We start from the raw sequence: 15,381 nt of genomic DNA, 5'->3' as shown, positions 1-15,381 counted from the left end.
ACGACCCGGCTACCCCTACTTGCCCTTTGGCTTTTTTCTCAGAAAGCTTGGTCTTAATCCGCGCAAGGACGTGTCAAACCAGCGAAACGCCCCTGTGAGAGAGATCAACTTGTCGACCTGTTTCTCTGTGGCGTTCAGCCTCGAAGACAGGACCTCCGCGACAGTTGCCGATATCTGGGTCGCGGAAAACTCTGGGAAACGCTCCAGCAGAACTTCATAGCCGCTGTGTGCCATACCGCCATGCATCGCGATCTTTCCCTGTTTGACCATCAGCCTCAGAAAGATCTGCTCGAATGTCCAGTCGTGCGCCGACACGACACGCCATTTATCGCTTCGTTGCCCTGTGAACCCGGCCAATACGATCTTAGTCGGAATTGCCTGCTCGGAAAGCCACAAAGCGAACGCAAATCCTGATGTCGGTACCCGATCCCGAGGATAAAAGGCATCGCAGTATCCGGAAAGGTCAAATTGGCCGGACAGGGCATTATGGTAGTCCGCCTTCGTGTTCAGCCGCTCACTGTGGCTGTACCGAACGTTCACAATGCCGAGAAAACTGCGAGACGAAAACAAGTTGATGATCTTCGATACCTCTTCCCTGTACACTATATTCGCGCCCTTTGGCTGAGCCCGGGAGATGAGTACAGCGGGCGCATCGAACGGCGCCTTGAGAACTTTGTCCGCTCGGTTGAAGAAAGCGAAAAGCGTGGATTCGGGGTAAGCGGCACGGAGTTCATCGACATTGACTGCATCGCTGTTTGCGACCAGCACGATGTGCGCGTACTCGGAAATTCTTTTTGTCCACTCGTCCTGTTGGAGGAATGCCAGAGGTTTTGGCGAATTATTGATCATTGGCTTTCCTGGGTTTGGATTGAGAACTGACGCGGACCGCGTCAATCCGTGCGAGGTAGCTGCTGCGCGTTTGGATATACCGCAAAAAAGGTAACGGTAGTAATCCCGTTCACCGTATGTAACTGTAGATCGGACACGAAATCGAGGAATATGGATGTCCGACCGACCTTTGAAACGCTCAGTCGTCAAATTGATGAGTCCGTTTCTGTTCGGAAAAGCGCGTGCCCATTATCAAGAGAGTTGGCCCGCCCTTCGCTTGGATATTCCTCGTCAGGAGGGGGCTTCGGGTATGATTGAGTACCGCAGGAAGCCCATTGCCAAGCTCTCGCATTCGTCCGCAATCCTGGAAAATGGCCTTGACGAAATTGCGATAGTTGGATCCGGCCCGACAATCCTGGAAACGGAAACAAGGATTGGAGATCGGTCGGGCGCAATTTATCTCAATGGCGCAATCAGTTTGATAAACGGGAATAGCGCGCGATCGCCAGTGATCGCGATTGAGGACGAGCGGTTCATCTGGCGGCACTTCGCGATGCTACGGGAAAATGTGCCGATGAGCTGTCAGTGTCTGCTGTCGGTGAGCGTGATACGCGCCATTTGCGAACTTGATCCGCAATGGTTGGTTGGCAAGACAATCGTCCTGATCGACGATCTCCGTAAGCCATATGGCCACAAGCGGCGAAGTGTTGCCACTATATCGGATCTGGAGGTTGGCTCGATGGGCACTGACGGGACAAGCGGTTTCTCGTGTCAACCATCCTATGGCGTTTTCAAAGGCGGATCCGTCGTGGTCAGTGCCGTGCAATTTGCAGCCGCCAAGCGACCCCATCGGATCGGCTTCCTTGGGATCGATATTGTCAATGCCAACCGGCCGCGTTTCTATGAAAAAGGCGGAAACGTCGCAACATCGGGGGTATTCAGAGCTGAAAGCCGCATACTGTCGCATATCGCTTTGGCGAAGAATTTTTGCGACGAAAACGGAATTATGATGGTCAACTATTCTCCTGTGTCAGCCTTAAGTAAGTGCGGCATACCCTTCAGTCCCGCGCGCGCAAAGTTGCCTCAGGATGACGGTCGGAAGGTTTTAACATCTTGATGACACGTGTTTAGAACCTGCGTTTGGCCATCCCGTTATATCAGCCGTGCCGCGCGCCCACTTCGCCGCGCGGCGTTGTTACGATAGCTCGACGCCCGCCAAACCGACCGCTGTCGTGACGGCTCCATGCCCTCGGGCAGAATGATCGGCTGCTCCGTTGCCAGAAACGGCACGGGGCGCTTCGTCTTCTTCAGGAAAAATGTTCCATAATCCATATTACCGAATTCCTGTCGAAGAAGCGGTACATTCTGATTTCAGTCGCGGCATGCCAGCAATTTCATTGGCTTCACTTTGATGATCTTGGCATGTCGCGACCCTATGCGCGGATCACCCCCGCCGACAGCACATCATCTGGTGGCAGCAAAGTGCCGGTCAACGAGATGGCGCGTCAACTTGGTCGCCATCTTTCCACGATCTATCGGGAGATAAGGCGCAACACGTTTCGCGATCGCGAACTGCCGGACTGTGGCGGCTGTTACAGCACCGTTGCCGACGACATCTCCAAGGAGCGCAGCAGGCACTGAGAAAGCTGAGACGGCATCCGCAGTTACGCGCTTTGATCGTTGAGCGATAGTTGAGCACGGCGGCCTGGGCGGCCGCCGCCGGTGATCATGCAACGTCCGGCAGTTCCGCGATCAGCTTGTCGAGCGTGATCGGATAATGGCGCACACGCACGCCAGTTGCATTGTAGATCGCGTTGGCGATGGCGGCCGAGACGCCGCAAAGGCCGAGCTCGCCGACACCCTTCGCCTTCATCGGTGACGAGTATGGGTCCGTCTCCTCCATGAAGATGACTTCCTGATGCGGAATATCCGCATGGACAGGCACCTCGTAGCCGGCGAGATCATGGTTGACGAAGAAGCCGCGGCGGGTATCGACCGCAAGTTCTTCCGTCAGCGCACCGCCGGCCCCCATTGTCATTGCTCCGATAACCTGACTGCGGGCAGTGATCGGATTGAGAATGCGGCCCGCCGCACAGACGGCGAGCATGCGGCGTATGCGTGTTTCACCCGTCGCGATATCGACGCCGACCTCGACGAAGTGCCCGCCGAAAGTCGACTGCTGATGCGTCTCGGTGAGGTCGCCCCACTCCATCGTATCTTCGCCGACCAGACCATCGGCGCCGGCGGCTTCGGCAAGGGGAACGGCGCGGTTGCCAGACCGGACTTCGCCGTTCTGGAAGACGACGTCGGCCGAGTTGAACCCCAGAGCGCTGGAAACTGCCTCGCGAAGCTTGACGCAGGCAGCATAAACGCCTGATGTGGCCGAGTTGGCGCCGAACTGGCCTCCGGATCCCGCCGAGACAGGAAAGCGAGAGTCGCCGAGCTGGACCGCGACCTTGTCAATGCCGACGCCCATCATCTCTGCCGCCGTCTGGGCGATAATGGTATAGCTGCCGGTACCGATATCGGTCATGTCGGTCTCAACGGTGACAAGGCCCTGGCTGTCGAGCTTGACACGCGCGCCTGACGGCATGACGAGATTGTTGCGAAAGGCGGCGGCGACACCCATTCCGATCATCCAGTTGCCGTCCCGCCTCGCGCCGGGCCTGGCGCGGTTGTGCCAGCCGAACTTTTCAGCGCCAAGCTTCAGACAGCCGACAAGATCGCGATGGGAGAATGGCCGCTCCGGCTTTTCCGGATCGACTTGCGTATCGTTCTTGATACGGAACTCGATCGGGTCGATGCCGAGCTTCTCCGCCATTTCGTCAATGGCAATTTCCAGAGCCATCAGGCCGGGCGCTTCGCCCGGTGCTCTCATGGCATTGCCTTCGGGCAGATCAAGCGTCGCGAGCTTCATGGCGGTCATGCGGTTTTCGCCGGCATATAGTAGCCTCGTCTGCATGACGGCGGTCTCCGGCCCTCCTCCCGGCAGATCGCCCGACCAGCTTTCGTGGGCGATGGCGGTGATCATGCCGTCATGGCCAGCACCAATGCGAATGCGCTGGATCGTTGCCGGGCGGTGGGTCGTATTGTTCGGCATCATCGGTCGCGGAAGCGCCACCTTGACCGGCCGCCCGACAGTCTTCGCAGCGAAGGCCGCAAGCACCGCATCCGCGCGCAGGAAGAGCTTACCGCCGAAACCGCCCCCGATGAAAGGCGACATCAGGTGCACCTTTTGCTTGTCGATGCCGAGTGTCGTCGCAAGGTCGGTACGCCACCAGTCGATCATCTGGCTCGATGTCCAGACAGTGACCTCGTCACCGTCCCATGCGGCGATCGACGCATGGGGCTCCATCATGGAATGGGACTGGTCCGGTGTCGTATATTCGGCGTCGAGCGTGACGGGGGCCGCGGCAAAGGCTGCCTGGAAATCCCCGGCTTTGCTGTCGGGCTCTGTCGAAGGATCCGGTGTCTTTGCATTGGCCATTTCGGTCCGCAGATCGAACGCGCCCTTCTCCGCAGCATAATCGACCTTGATCAGGGCAGCCGCTGCGCGCGCCTGCTCGAAAGTCTCGGCAACCACGACGGCGACCGCCTGATGGTAGTGCTGGATTTCGCTGCCGCCGAACAGTTTGGCGGTGTTGAGCTTGCCCTTCTCGAGATCCCCGACATCGAGCGTGGTAACGACGCCGAGGACACCGGGCGATGTCCTGGCGGCGGAACTGTCGATCGATGTGACATGCCCCTTGGCGATGCCGGCGCCTACGGGATAGCCGTAGGCATAGCGCATGGCGGGATCGTGCCATTCATAGGCATACATGGCGCGCCCGGTCGTCTTCAACTCACCGTCGATGCGATGGATCGGCTTGCCGACCACCTTGAGCTGGTCGATCGGATTGGTCGTTGCCGGTTTATCGAACTTCATGGCCTTAACCCCTCGCCTCTGCCAGGACCGCGCCAAGCGTCCGTTCCGTCAGGCTGATCTTGAACTTGTTCTGCTCGGTCGCACGCGCATCCGCCAGAAGCGCCGAGGTCACGGCGCGAGCACCCTTCGGCAGCTCGGCTTCGGCAGCCTCGACGCGCCACGGCTTATGGGCGACGCCGCCGACGGCCACTTTCCCCCGACCATCGGGCTGGATGACGGCAGCAACGGATACCAGGGCGAATGCATAGGATGCGCGGTCACGGACCTTGCGGTAGATCTGCGTGCCGCCGATCGGCGCAGGCAGGACAACGCTCGTGATCAACTCACCATGCTCCAACGCGGTCTCGATATGCGGCGTATCGCCCGGAAGACGATGGAAATCGGCCATCGGGATGGTGCGCTTCGCTCCATCCGGCTTGACGGTCTCGACTACCGCATCCAATGCCCGCATCGCCACGGCCATATCGCTCGGATGGGTCGCGATACAGGAATCGCTGACACCCACGACGCCAAGCTGACGGGTCACACCCCCGATGGCGGAACAGCCGCTGCCGGGCTGGCGCTTGTTGCAGGGCTGGTTCGGATCATAGAAGTAAGGACAGCGCGTGCGCTGAAGCAGATTGCCCGCGGTCGTGGCCTTGTTTCGCAACTGACCGGATGCGCCTGCAAGAAGCGCGCGGGACAGAAGCCCATAGTCGCGGCGAACCGTTTCGTCCGCCGCAAGGTCGGTATTGCGCACCAGTGCACCGATACGGACACCGCCTTCCGGCGTCTTTTCGATCGTATCAAGATCGAGACCGTTGACATCGATGAGGTGCGACGGCTTTTCGATCTCGAGTTTCATCAGATCGAGAAGATTGGTGCCGCCGGCGATAAACTTTGCCTCGGAGTTTTGCGCAGCCGCCTTGGCTGCCGCCTCGACGGAGGAGGCCCGTTCATAGGAAAACGCCTTCATGCCGGCACTCCCGCAACTTCGTTGATAGCGTCGAGAATGTTGGAATAGGCTCCGCAACGACAGATGTTTCCGCTCATGCGCTCGCGGATTTCCGCCGACGTGACGGCCGCCTGTTCAGTAAGATTTTCTGTGACGTGGCTCGGAATGTTCGCCTTGATCTCCTCGAGCACCGCCACGGAGGAACAGATCTGCCCAGGGGTACAGTAACCGCATTGAAACCCGTCATGTTTGACGAAAGCGGCCTGCATGGGATGGAGATTGCCCGGCTGACCGAGCCCTTCGATAGTGGTGATACTATCGCCTTCGTGCATCACCGCAAGCGACAGACAGGAATTGATACGACGACCATCCACAATCACGGTACAGGCACCGCACTGCCCATGATCGCAGCCTTTCTTCGTTCCCGTCAGATGCAGGTGCTCCCGCAAGGCATCGAGCAAGGTGGTGCGGTTATCCAGTGTCAGAGCCTGTTTCTCGCCATTGATCTCGAGGGCGACTGTTGTGGTGTTTTGCAAAGCTTCTCCCCTTGTGTCTGCCGCGCGAACGTCCTTTGCGGCTCCTGCGAGCGCTACCGTTGCGGCTGAGGACACAAGCAGTTCTCGTCGGGAAAGTTCCAATTGGATGGGCGTGAGCATCTTAACCTCTCAGTTTATGGTTTGGCCACGTGGAGGCTCGCAGCCCCGCGTCGGTTTTATCTGGAGCCGCGATCGAGAAGGATTACCCCTTCAACTCTGCATAGGGCTATTGGCTGTGTTCATGAATGGCCCTCGGTTGCGCAGCACAACTCATAGAAGCTGCGGGCCGCGCGCCTGTTCCAGTCCCTCGGCCCATCCGCAGCACAATTGGGTTACTTGCCGCTGGATGAGCGTGCAGAAGCAGCAGCGCGGTTCCCCTCGGCCGTCATTTGGGCACAATGGCTGCCCCGGCCGAGCCGAGAAAGGAATGACCATTGAAAGCAGAATGCCTACTGCACCCTATCGGGGGCCGGCGGCCGGTTCGGCGTCGGAGTATGGGGCCTGTTCTCCGGAAATGCCTGCGCAGTTTGCGCCGGATAGCCGGCGCCGCAACGGTCAGCAGAAGGACAAGGGCGGGCAAAAAGCCTGACGGCGCTGATCGCATGCGCCACGAAGGCAAGTGGGTCACCCTTGGAGACCAGCCTCGCTCCGCGAAGATATTCCTGCCTCATCGACCCCAGGATGAAGCCGGGCAGCAGCGGTGCCGGCTCGCAGTTCAGGCGACGCAGGACGTAGCCGAAGACCCGATAGCGACGATCAGGTAGACGTCGAAGACAGACTGGTGGATGCTGAAGACGCCTACCGCGCCAAAGCGCAGCGGCGCATGACTGCGGAACCCGGCACTGGCTTCGGCGCGCGGTTCTAAGATGATCGCGACGCCGATGCGCCGGCTCCATGGGCGAAGAGACGATGCCGATCGCCTCGCATCCCCAGGGCTTCGACGGATCCTCTAAGGGTCCGAGGTTAGGGCATCACGAACCTGGTTCCAGCACGTCTCGTCAGGCGCGGTCAGCAGGTGGCCGGTGGTCATCGTTGGCCGGTAGGTCTCGCCGGCGAGCGTTGCCGCAAAACCGCCAGCTTCCGTGTGGATCAGCACGCCGGCGGCGTGATCCCAGGGTTTCAGGCTTTCGTTAAGGCAAAAGCTCATGGCACCGGTTGCCAGCATCCGGTATTCCCAGGCCGAGCAGCGCCATGTGGTCACGCGCAGGAATTTCAGCACGCGCGGTGCAAGTTCGGTTCGGAAATCCTGCCCGAACATATGCAGGGGGATGAAACCGTGCATTTCGTTGACGGGTGTCGGGGCAGCAACGGAGAGACGGGTGCGCGCACCGTCTGCCGCCACATGCCATGCCCCCTGCCCCGGCCGCGCCACCAGAAAATCGTCCAGAACCGGGTAATGGATGATGCCGGCAATGGTTTTGCCGGCCGAGACGATGGCCAGAATGCTGCCGAACATGGGTGTGCCATGGGCAAAATGCCATGTGCCGTCGACCGGGTCGATGACGGCCGCCAGATCGGCCTTGTCCAGCGTGTCGAGGATGCAAGCATCTTCCGACACAGCCTCCTCGCCGATGACGGTGATGCCCGGCAAGCGCGTTTTCAACCTTTCGCTGATCACGCGTTCCGACGCGATATCCGCATCCGTGACGATATCGTCGGCCGCGGTTTTAGCGCGGATGCTATCCGATGTCACGGAGCGGAAGCGCGGCAGGATTTCTCCCGCCGCCGCCTCGCGGACGATCCCCATCAACTCATGGAGCAATTCGTCCGAAACGGTGTTCATGCGCGACGGCCCTCCAGATAGGCCTTCAGCGCTTCCGGCTCGTCCGTCTGGAAAACACTGACGCCGGCATCCATCAATGTGCCCCAGATGCGGTCGGGATCGACAAGCGCCGTCTTGTCCACCCACTCACCGCTGGCTTCCATGTTGAGCGTGTTCGTCCACAGCGCCATGTTCGCATCGAGAAACATCTGTCGGTTGGCCTTGATGGTTTCGAGGCTGTCGAAACGCATCTCGCACATGAACGGCTTGATTTCCGACAGCAGCGCCATGGTCTCATGGATACCTTCCGCCGTGAACTTCGACATCGCCATGAAGGCAACGCCATCGATATTCTGGGCGCGCACCCAGTCCAGTTCCTCGCGGGTCATGACGCGGGTCTTCAAGTCGACATAAGAGGCGGCGTTCATCTCGCGGGCGCAGGCGGCGACTTCGGAAAACAGGCTGCGATCCTTGAGATCAAGATCGGCAAAGATGCGGCCACGGATCACTTCTAGTGCCTGTTTCAGGGTCGGGATGCGCTGATCCGTCGTCGCGCGGTGCTCGCCGCCATCGTCTTCACGCAGCGCAATGGCCTGCAGCTCGGCGATGGTGAAGGTTTCGGCACCGCGATCGATGCCGGCCATGCGCAACAGCGTGTCGTCGTGCATGATGAACAGTTCGCCATCGGCACTCTTGCGAATATCGAGCTCAACAACGTCAGCGCCGACGGCGATCGCCTGCTCGATGGCCGCGAGGCTGTTTTCCGGCGCGCCATGCCAAGCGCCGCGATGGGCAACGATGGCGGGATCGCGTTTCTGGTCGGCGATATAATCTACGTAATGCGTCATGTCATTCTTCCTTGGAGAGTATTCAGGCGCGGCGGGCCGCGAGATAGGATTTGAGAGCGGCGGCCTCATCGGTCTGGATGACCGAGATGCCGGCATCGATCAGCCGCCCCCAGACGGCATCGGGATCGGCAAGGGCCGAGGTATCGGTGAAGTTAGCGCAGGCGATGCTGTCGAGCGTGTTGACCCAGAGCGCCATGCCGGTGTTGCGGGTGAGGTCCTTCAAGGCAGCCAGCTCTTCCAGCCTGTCGAAATAGATTTCGCAGACGGCAGGAGAGAGTTCTTCCAGCAGAGACAGCTGAGTGGCGGCGCTGGGCACATTGAGCCGAGTCTTGGCCAGAAACAGCACGTCATGCGGAAGGATCGTATCGCGGATCCAGCAAAAATCCTTTTCGGTTTTCAGCGAGGCCCAAAAATCAACTTGCTGCTCGACACCCATGGCCTTGGCAAGCGCGATCACATCCGGGATCACCTCGCGTTCCTTGACGTCCAGATGCAGGAAAATGCGGCCCCGCGTCAGCTCGAAAACCTCGGCGAGGCTGGGCAGCCTCTCCAGTGTGAAGACATTGTTTTCGCCACCATCACGGTCGCGCAGACGCAGAACGGCAAGGTCGCTGGAAGCCAGCACTTCCGGCCTCTGATCGAGACCGCACATGCGCTCCAGCGTGTCGTCGTGCAACAGAATAAGACCGCCATCGGCGCTGCGACGGATATCGATCTCGACGACATCATAGCCAGCATCGATGGCGCGCTGGATGGCGGACAAGCTGTTTTCCGGTGCATTACGCCAGATGCCGCGATGCGCAACCACGGCGCAGTCGCGGGTCTTGTCGGCGATATACTCCCCGTAATTCACTGGTATTCCTTCGCCGATGCCGGTTGTGTTTTACCGAAAGCGTTCGCAATGGCGCGGCCGGTTTCACCGTCAAAGAGATGCAGGCGTGCCTGCGGGAAGGAGAGAGACAAGGTCTGCGTCGTATCGATCTCGACGCCGAAGGGCATGGCGATCCGCAGGTTCTGCTCGGCGATTTTGGTTTCCAGAATTTCGTGAGAGCCGAGGTCTTCGCGGTAACGGATTTCCGTCTTGATCGACCCGCCCTCGTTGACGGCAATATCTTCCGGGCGGATTCCAAGCTGGAATTGGCCGTTGCCGGAATAGTTGGCGACGACCTGACCGTCCGCCAGCCGCAGCACGGAACCGTCACCTTCGACCTGCAGAATGTTCATCGGCGGAGAACCGATGAATTTTGCGACGAAGACGGACGCCGGATGATGATAGATTGCCTTCGGCGTATCGAACTGCTCGATATGACCCTTGTTGAGGATGAGGATACGGTCGGCCAGCGTCATCGCCTCGACCTGATCGTGGGTGACGAACACGCTGGTTGCGCCGATGCGGCGATGCAGTTCGGCAAGTTCGACGCGCATATCGTGGCGGAGCTGCGCATCGAGGTTGGAGAGCGGCTCGTCGAACAACAACACGCCCGGCTCCCGGATGATGGCACGGCCGATGGCGACACGCTGGCGCTGACCACCGGAAAGCTGGCTTGGCTTGCGGGTTAGAAAATCCGCGAGGCCAAGCATCTTGGCGACGGTCGCGACCCGCTCGGCGCGTTCCGCCTTGGAAACGCCGGCGACCTTGAGGCTATAGGCCATGTTTTCGGCCACCGTCATATGCGGATAGAGCGCATAGTTCTGGAACACCATGGCGCAGCCGCGATGTTTTGGTTCCAGATCCTGCACTTCACGGCCGCCGATGACGATCCTACCCCCGGAAACGCGCTCCAGACCGGCGATCATCTGCAACAGTGTGGACTTGCCGCAGCCCGAGGGGCCAAGCACGACGGTGAATTCACCGGGACGCAAGGTCACGTCGATAGGCGGGATGATGGTGTTTTTGGCGTCATAGGATTTGGTGACGCCGATCAGATCGATCTCGGCCGCGGCGGCGCGAATGGCTGTATCGATGGCGGTCATGGGATCATTTCTCCGAAAGAACGAGGCCCTGAACGAGAAAGCGCTGCAAAAGGGCGATCATCGTGAGCGGAACGAGTGAGACGAGCACGGCACCGGCCATGATCATCGGAAAATCGGGCACCTGGTCGTCAGCATCGGGCACGAGGCGGGCAAGACCGACGACAGCGGTCTGCATGTCGGGCGTCGAGGCACCGACCAGCGGCCACAGATATTGCGTCCAGCCGCTGAGGAAGGTGAGCACGAACAGCGAGGAAAAGCTGGTGCGGGCAAGCGGCAGCAAGATGTCGAACAGGAAACGGATCGGCCCTGCCCCGTCCATGCGGGCCGCCTTGAACAGATCTTTCGGCAGCGTCAGGAAAAACTGGCGGAACAGAAATGTGCCGGTGCCATGCGCCACAAGCGGCGCGATCAGGCCGAAATGCGTATCGAGCACACTGAGCTCAAGCTGCACCGGCGCGCCGAAAACCATCCCGATCAAACTGTTGAGGCCTGTAAAATCCAGCACGGCATTGAGCGGAGACAATATGTTGGCCGCCACCTGATAGGTGGTGATGACGCGGATATCGAGCGGCAGCATGATAGTGGCGAGGATGAGCGCAAAGGCCACGCCCGCCCAGCGAATGCGGAAATAGACGATCGCATAGGCCGACAGAAAGGACAGCGCGCAGGTGGCCAGCGCATTGGAGAAGGCCACGATCATGCTGTTGAGCATCTGCACCGGGATGCGCGTATCGTGAATGACCTTGCCCATATTGGTGAACAACTCGGTGCCCGGCACCCAGGCCAGTCCGTTGCGCAGCATGTATTCATAGGATTGCGAGGCGGTGGACAGCGTCAGGTACAAAGGCCCGACGATATAAAGGATGCCGATGGCGAGCAGGATGCTGGCGGCGATGTTGATGGAACGTGCGTTTTCGACCATGGCTCAGCGCTCGTAATTGATGCGCCGGCCGAGGAAATAGAACTGGCAGGCTGCAAGAAGAAGGACGAAGACCATTAGAATGGCCGTCTGAGTGGATGCGCCGGAAAGATCGAACCCGCGAAAACCGTCGACATAGATCTTGTAGACGAGCAGCGTGGTGGAGCCGCCCGGACCGCCACCGGTAATGGTGTCGATCAGCGCGAAGACCGATGTGATGCTTTCGGTGAATTCCAGAACGAAGGTTAGGAACAGCTGGGGCATGATCAGCGGCAACTGCACATCGAAAATGCGGCGCCACGGGCCGGCGCCATCCATCGCGGCCGCCTGATACATGGTAGGCGGGATCGAGCGCAGGCCGGCCAGCAGGATGACGAAATTGAACGGAATGCCGCTCCAGACATGGGCGGCCACCAGCGTGACGAACGCGTCCGTGCCGTCAATTCCGGGGTTCCACAGGCCGGGAAACAGTGCATTGAGCGGCGCCATCAATCCCACGAACGGATTGAAGATGAAGGCGAAGACCACACCGATCGAGGCACCGGCAATGCCCTTCGGCCAGACGAGAATGTTGCGGGCCGGATAGGACATGCCGATCTTGCGATCGGCGGCGATCGCCAGCATCAGCGGCACGGCAACGGCAAGCGACGATGCCGTCAGCATGAAGATGACCGTGCGGCCGGTCGCCCCCCAGAATTCGGGATCGGAAAGCACGCGCTGGAAATTTTCAAGGCCGACGAATTCCGAACCGCCGCCAAACGGCTGCTCGAGGAAAAACGACCAGTAGAACGCCTGGAAGACCGGCACATAAAAGAACAACGCGATCAGCAGCAGCATCGGCGTCAGCAGCAAAGCCGGCAGCCAGCGATGGCTGAACAGGGAGGATTCCGACGACATGGATCACTTCCGAGTGAGAGAAGGCATGGGGCGAACGTTCGCCCCATGCTGAGATGGCTGAGAGCCGAGGATCAAGGAAGCTGCTTGCCTTTGTAGGTCTGCTCGAAGCGGCGCAGCAGCTGGTCGCCGCGCTTCTTGGTGTTGTCGAGCGCGACCTGCATGGTCTGCTGGCCGGCAAATGCCTTCTGGGTTTCTTCCATGAAGACTTCGCGGAACTGCACGTAGAAGCCGAGACGGACGCCGCGGGTATCGGCTGTCGCCGGCTGGTTCATGGATTCAACGCCAACCTTCGCAGTCGCATATTTCGGAGAGTTCGCTTCGTCGCTCTTGGCGATGACATCGAGAACATCGGTCGTGACCGGCACGTAACCCGTGTTGGCGGTAAAGAACATCTGCTGTTCCGGCTTGCGCAGGAAGTCCAGGAACGCCTTGGCGGCGTTGATTTCAGGCTCCTTGTGACCCTTCATGACGTAGATGGAAGCGCCGCCGACGAACGTGTTGTGGCGCTCATAACCGTCGTACATCGGGGCCATCGAAACGGTCAGCTCATACTTACCGTCAAACGCCTTGGCGGCAGCAGCGTAGGAACCGGAAGACTGTTCCATCATCGCGCATTCGCCGGCATTAAAGGCAGCGGTGTAATTGCCGGCCTTGGTATCGGCTGCGAGGCGAACGAGACCTTCCTTGCGCCATTCGACCAGATTGGCGAGGTGTTTTGCCGCAAACGTGGAGTTGATGACGTATTCGGCGTCAAGACCGTCATAACCATTGTGCTTGGTGGCGATCGGCAGGCCGTGACGGGCGGAAAACTGCTCCAGCACGCGCCATGTGTCGCCATCAGTGACGAACGGGCAGGCATGGCCGGCAGCCTTCAGCTTGCGGGCTGCCTCAATAATGCCTTCCCAGCTCGTCGGCGTTTCGGTGATGCCGGCTTTCTCGAGTTCGGTCTTGTTGGTGTAGAACAGAAGCGTCGAGGAATTGTAGGGCTGGGCGAACAGCTTGCCCTTCGACGTTTCATAATAGGCGCGAGCGCCGGCAATATAGCTGTCCCACTTGACGTCCGGCATCAGATCCTGAACCGGCTCGACGGCGCCGGACAGCATCAGGTCGAGCGTACCGGCATCGAAGAACTGGATGAGAACCGGATGGTTCTTGGCGCGATAGGCGGCAATCGCCTTCTGCATCGACACTTCGTAGGAGCCCTGCCCCACGCAATTGACCTTGTGCTCGCTCTGGGCGGCGTTGAAGGCATCGCATTGTGCCTTGATCGCGGTTTCAACCTGGCCGGTATTGCCGTACCAGAATTCGATATCGGCCGCCTGCGCCGCGCCGGCCCCGGCCATCACGGCGGTAAAGGTCGCCAAGGTAAATCTGTTCATCATCGCCCTCGCCTTTAGGAGTGGACCGGGCCCCGCCCGATCTCTGACGGCGGCTTACTACACTTTGCGTGTAACATTTCCATGACGGTTAATTTGCTTGAAAAATGTCGGGTAGCGCGATAACCCAAGTCAGGTTGCATGAATTGCGACGCAATTATTACACTTTTCCAGTAAGGTATTGGGCGTGGCGGGCTATGTTCCGGAAGCTTTGATCAGTCCTCGCTTCCTACGCGCGAACGAGACGACTGTTGTTTCCCGCAATGAACGACAGCTGCTGCAACTGATCTGGCGCAATCCTGGAATTTCGCGATCGGAAATCAGCGGCCATACCGACCTGACCCAGCAATCGGTTCACCGCATTCTCGACAATCTGGCCGAGCGAAAGGTCATTCTCCTGGGTTCGGCCAAGCCGGGCCTGGGGCGAGGCCAGCCGAGCCCCATGCTGCATCTCAATGGTGCCCATGCCTATGCCTGCGGTATCTCGGTCAATACCGACGTCATCGGCATCTGCATCACGAATATAGCGGGAAAAATTCTGGGCGAACGTGAAGTGGCGCTACGCGAACTGACAATGGATCGTGCGCTTCAGCTGGTCAGACAGCAGGTCGTCGAGCTGCAGCGGCAGAACGATCTCGCCGAAGAGAATCTGTTCGGCATCGGTTTCGCCATTGCCGGCTATCATGTCGACGGTACACGCCACAATGCGCCTTTGCCGCTGCACGAATGGTCGATGATCGAGCTTGGACCCATCATCACCGATCTGTTTGATCGGCCGGCCTGGGTCATCAATGGCGGAAAATCGGGCGCCGTCGCGGAATCTATGTTCGGGATCGGCCGCTTCATTCAAAACTTCGCCTATCTGAGCTTCAATTACGGCTTTGGCGGCGGGGTCATTATCGACGGAGAGCTGTTGAAGGGCGGCAATGGCAATGCCGGCGAATTTTCCGGCCTCTATGATGAGATCGAGACGGAACGGCGCCCGGCGCTGCAATATCTCATCGATCGGGTGAACCGGAACGGCGTGAACGTCCCCTCGATCCACTACATGCGCCGTCACTTCGATGCGCGTTGGCCGGGTGTGGCGGAATGGGTGGACGAGGTAACGCCGGCATACATCCGTCTCGTCAACGCCATCCGCGCCACACTGGACCCACAGGCGATCGTGTTCGGCGGTCAGATCCCGCCCGGGCTGGCGTCGCTTTTGATCGAGCGGACGAAGATTTTCGATCGCCCGCGTTATGGCGTACACCGGGGCGGTCCCAAACTGATCATTTCCGAAATCGCCACCGACGCGGCCGCGATGGGCGCCGCCATCATGCCGTTTCGCCGCATGTTCTACTAAGCGATTACGCCGCGCTTCTGCGAAAGATCGTGTTCTT

Annotated in this window: 13 protein-coding genes and 2 pseudogenes; 3 read left to right on the top strand and 12 right to left on the bottom strand. The window is 59.5% G+C overall.

What is annotated here, in order from left to right:
• Window positions 1–15: 15 nt before the first annotated feature.
• The gene (locus tag ACQKKX_RS07050) at window positions 16–849 is read right to left on the bottom strand and encodes a 3-deoxy-manno-octulosonate cytidylyltransferase (protein WP_427569814.1); all 834 of its coding nucleotides are present in this window, start codon (window positions 847–849) and stop codon (window positions 16–18) included.
• Between the two features lie 154 nt (window positions 850–1,003).
• Here ACQKKX_RS07050 and ACQKKX_RS07045 point away from each other — a divergent pair, with 154 nt between their 5' ends.
• On the top strand, window positions 1,004–1,945 hold the full coding sequence (locus ACQKKX_RS07045) for a glycosyl transferase (RefSeq protein WP_427569812.1): 942 nt from the start codon (window positions 1,004–1,006) through the stop codon (window positions 1,943–1,945).
• 35 nt (window positions 1,946–1,980) lie between these two features.
• Here the strand turns inward: ACQKKX_RS07045 and ACQKKX_RS07040 are convergent.
• Window positions 1,981–2,091, bottom strand: a pseudogene (locus ACQKKX_RS07040) (integrase); the annotation flags it as partial.
• A 159-nt stretch (window positions 2,092–2,250) separates the two neighbouring features.
• Here ACQKKX_RS07040 and ACQKKX_RS07035 point away from each other — a divergent pair.
• Window positions 2,251–2,516, top strand: a pseudogene (locus tag ACQKKX_RS07035) (helix-turn-helix domain-containing protein); the annotation flags it as partial.
• A gap of 38 nt (window positions 2,517–2,554) precedes the next feature.
• Here the strand turns inward: ACQKKX_RS07035 and paoC are convergent.
• The 10 genes from paoC to ACQKKX_RS06985 form a co-directional block, all read right to left on the bottom strand.
• Complete coding sequence (paoC, locus tag ACQKKX_RS07030; protein WP_427569811.1) at window positions 2,555–4,753, bottom strand: aldehyde oxidoreductase molybdenum-binding subunit PaoC; 2,199 nt, start codon at window positions 4,751–4,753, stop codon at window positions 2,555–2,557.
• A 4-nt stretch (window positions 4,754–4,757) separates the two neighbouring features.
• Window positions 4,758–5,708, bottom strand: coding sequence for an FAD binding domain-containing protein (locus ACQKKX_RS07025; protein ID WP_427569809.1), 951 nt, complete (start codon window positions 5,706–5,708; stop codon window positions 4,758–4,760).
• The gene (gene paoA, locus ACQKKX_RS07020; protein WP_427569808.1) at window positions 5,705–6,343 is read right to left on the bottom strand and encodes an aldehyde dehydrogenase iron-sulfur subunit PaoA; all 639 of its coding nucleotides are present in this window, start codon (window positions 6,341–6,343) and stop codon (window positions 5,705–5,707) included. The genes ACQKKX_RS07025 and paoA overlap by 4 nt, the downstream gene beginning before the upstream one ends.
• Before the next feature lie 829 nt (window positions 6,344–7,172).
• Complete coding sequence (locus tag ACQKKX_RS07015; RefSeq protein ID WP_427569806.1) at window positions 7,173–8,006, bottom strand: inositol monophosphatase family protein; 834 nt, start codon at window positions 8,004–8,006, stop codon at window positions 7,173–7,175.
• Entirely contained in the window at window positions 8,003–8,833 is an 831-nt protein-coding gene (locus ACQKKX_RS07010) for a glycerophosphodiester phosphodiesterase family protein (protein WP_427569805.1), read from the bottom strand. Before ACQKKX_RS07010 ends, ACQKKX_RS07015 begins: the two co-directional genes overlap by 4 nt.
• Window positions 8,834–8,855: 22 nt before the next feature.
• Window positions 8,856–9,686: a glycerophosphodiester phosphodiesterase family protein gene (locus tag ACQKKX_RS07005; RefSeq protein ID WP_427569804.1), complete on the bottom strand. Its 831-nt coding sequence runs from the start codon at window positions 9,684–9,686 to the stop codon at window positions 8,856–8,858.
• Entirely contained in the window at window positions 9,683–10,807 is a 1,125-nt protein-coding gene (locus tag ACQKKX_RS07000; protein WP_427569802.1) for an ABC transporter ATP-binding protein, read from the bottom strand. The genes ACQKKX_RS07005 and ACQKKX_RS07000 overlap by 4 nt, the downstream gene beginning before the upstream one ends.
• A 4-nt stretch (window positions 10,808–10,811) precedes the next feature.
• Window positions 10,812–11,729 carry an ABC transporter permease subunit gene (locus ACQKKX_RS06995; RefSeq protein WP_427569801.1) on the bottom strand — a complete coding sequence of 306 codons (918 nt, stop codon included), beginning with the start codon at window positions 11,727–11,729 and terminating at the stop codon, window positions 10,812–10,814.
• Between the two features lie 3 nt (window positions 11,730–11,732).
• Window positions 11,733–12,623: a carbohydrate ABC transporter permease gene (locus tag ACQKKX_RS06990; protein WP_427569799.1), complete on the bottom strand. Its 891-nt coding sequence runs from the start codon at window positions 12,621–12,623 to the stop codon at window positions 11,733–11,735.
• A 71-nt stretch (window positions 12,624–12,694) separates the two neighbouring features.
• Window positions 12,695–14,002, bottom strand: coding sequence for an extracellular solute-binding protein (locus tag ACQKKX_RS06985; RefSeq protein ID WP_427570113.1), 1,308 nt, complete (start codon window positions 14,000–14,002; stop codon window positions 12,695–12,697).
• Window positions 14,003–14,186: 184 nt separating this feature from the next.
• Here ACQKKX_RS06985 and ACQKKX_RS06980 point away from each other — a divergent pair, with 184 nt between their 5' ends.
• Entirely contained in the window at window positions 14,187–15,344 is a 1,158-nt protein-coding gene (locus ACQKKX_RS06980; RefSeq protein ID WP_427569797.1) for an ROK family transcriptional regulator, read from the top strand.
• Window positions 15,345–15,381: the final 37 nt, after the last annotated feature.

Origin of the sequence: Neorhizobium sp. NPDC001467 (assembly GCF_050275975.1) — a bacterium.
GTDB lineage: Bacteria > Pseudomonadota > Alphaproteobacteria > Rhizobiales > Rhizobiaceae > Neorhizobium.
Note: the sequence above shows the minus strand (reverse complement) of the source record. Positions and strands in the feature narration are given on the sequence as shown.

Bases quoted from the DNA above. Each gene is read 5' to 3' on its own strand.
- ACQKKX_RS07050 (WP_427569814.1), bottom strand. From the start codon at position 849: ATGATCAATAATTCGCCAAAACCTCTGGCATTCCTCCAACAGGACGAG.
- ACQKKX_RS07045 (WP_427569812.1), top strand. From the start codon at position 1,004: ATGTCCGACCGACCTTTGAAACGCTCAGTCGTCAAATTGATGAGTCCG.
- paoC (WP_427569811.1), bottom strand. From the start codon at position 4,753: ATGAAGTTCGATAAACCGGCAACGACCAATCCGATCGACCAGCTCAAG.
- ACQKKX_RS07025 (WP_427569809.1), bottom strand. From the start codon at position 5,708: ATGAAGGCGTTTTCCTATGAACGGGCCTCCTCCGTCGAGGCGGCAGCC.
- paoA (WP_427569808.1), bottom strand. From the start codon at position 6,343: ATGCTCACGCCCATCCAATTGGAACTTTCCCGACGAGAACTGCTTGTG.
- ACQKKX_RS07015 (WP_427569806.1), bottom strand. From the start codon at position 8,006: ATGAACACCGTTTCGGACGAATTGCTCCATGAGTTGATGGGGATCGTC.
- ACQKKX_RS07010 (WP_427569805.1), bottom strand. From the start codon at position 8,833: ATGACGCATTACGTAGATTATATCGCCGACCAGAAACGCGATCCCGCC.
- ACQKKX_RS07000 (WP_427569802.1), bottom strand. From the start codon at position 10,807: ATGACCGCCATCGATACAGCCATTCGCGCCGCCGCGGCCGAGATCGAT.
- ACQKKX_RS06995 (WP_427569801.1), bottom strand. From the start codon at position 11,729: ATGGTCGAAAACGCACGTTCCATCAACATCGCCGCCAGCATCCTGCTC.
- ACQKKX_RS06990 (WP_427569799.1), bottom strand. From the start codon at position 12,623: ATGTCGTCGGAATCCTCCCTGTTCAGCCATCGCTGGCTGCCGGCTTTG.
- ACQKKX_RS06985 (WP_427570113.1), bottom strand. From the start codon at position 14,002: ATGAACAGATTTACCTTGGCGACCTTTACCGCCGTGATGGCCGGGGCC.